At 66.8% G+C, this 1409-nt stretch carries 1 protein-coding gene; it reads right to left on the bottom strand.

The window, feature by feature from the left end; genetic code table 11:
- Nucleotides 1-167 precede the first annotated feature (167 nt).
- Entirely contained in the window at nt 168-1352 is a 1185-nt protein-coding gene (locus tag ABZ719_RS37655; protein WP_366729671.1) for an IS701 family transposase, read from the bottom strand.
- Nucleotides 1353-1409: the final 57 nt, after the last annotated feature.

The raw sequence follows: 1409 nt of genomic DNA, 5'->3' as shown, positions 1-1409 counted from the left end.
GCCCTAGTACTGCAACGGTGCTTGTTCTGAGTGCTGGGCAGCTCAGGGGCTGTGGCCGCGTCGTTTGTAGTGGCTGGTGCGGGCCTGGTGTTGTCGTTTGCGGCGCCAGGTCGACCAGTGCAGGACGTGCTCGACGGGTGTGGGCCGGCGGTCGGTGAGGCGGGTGATCAGCCGTCGTATCTCGGCGAGGCTGAGGTGGATGAGCTGGGAGGATCCGTTTCTGCTTTCCCGGCATCCAGCTCGCGGGCCCGCAGGACGGTCAGGCAGGCGTGGGCGGCCATGGCCAGGGTCATGTGGCGGTGCCAGCCGGGGTAGCGGCGGACCTGGTAGTCGTCCAGACCGCATTCCTGTTTCGCGCTCTGGAAGCACTCCTCGATGGCCCATCGGCTGCCCGCGACGCGGATCAGCTGGTCGAGTGTGGTCTCAGCGGGGCAGTAGGCGATGTAGTACGAGATCTCCTGCGGGCGGGCGACGCTGCGGCGGGCGATCACCCAGTGACGGCGGTCGTGCCGGTGCCACGGCCTGACTTCGACGCGGGCCCAGTCGTAGATCCGCAGGCCGTGAGCTCCGCTGCCGCAGGAACGCCGCTTCCATTTCTGCCGGGCAAGGCCGTTGAACAGGTCGTGGACGGGGTGGTCGATCGCCCAGCGGGTGACCACGGTGTCGTGCCGGGTGGTGGCCATGACGTGGAAGACGTCGGCCTGTTCCAGCTCGGACCGCCAGCCCTTGGAGAAGCCGTAGGCGGCATCGGCGGTCACCCACCGGAACGGGATCTTGTCCTTGATGGCGCGGCGGACCATCGCCTTGGCCATGGCCACCTTGGTTGCGAAGGCGACCTCATCGCTGATGCCGGCCCGGCGGCATCTTTCGCGGTCGTCGGTCCAGGAGGTGGGCAGATACAGACGCCGGTCGATCAGTGTCCGCCCGCGGTCGGTTGCATAGGCGAGGAAGACGCCGACCTGGCAGTTCTCCGTGCGTCCGGCGGTGCCGGAGTATTGCCGCTGCACCCCGGCCGACCGCGTTCCCTTCTTCAGGAAGCCCGTGTCGTCCACGACCAGGACGGCGTCGGGGTCGCCGAGGTTGTCGACCACGTACTGACACACGTCGTCGAGTACCTCGTCGGCGTCCCACTCGATCCGGTTCAGCATCCGGTGGATGCGGTCCGGGCCCGCATGACCGGCTTCCTCCGCCAGCGTCCAGCCGTTCTTCCGCTGCAGCGGAGCAATCAGACCACGCATATAGGCCAGTGCCGACTCACGCGGCTCCGACCTGCTGAAACGGTGCACGAACCGCTCATGCACTGCGTCCAGTTCACTCGCCCACAACCTGACATCAGCAAGGTCCCCACCCATAACCACACCAACGACCGACCCGGCCATCAGTCACAGCAAACACCGTTGCAGTACTAG

The sequence above is a fragment of the Streptomyces sp. NPDC006743 genome (assembly GCF_040703815.1).
Taxonomy (GTDB): domain Bacteria; phylum Actinomycetota; class Actinomycetes; order Streptomycetales; family Streptomycetaceae; genus Streptomyces.
Note: the sequence above shows the minus strand (reverse complement) of the source record. Positions and strands in the feature narration are given on the sequence as shown.

What these genes read in the sequence shown, in the direction of transcription:
- ABZ719_RS37655 (WP_366729671.1), bottom strand. Translation starts at nt 1,352, where the DNA reads ATGGGTGGGGACCTTGCTGATGTCAGGTTGTGGGCGAGTGAACTGGAC.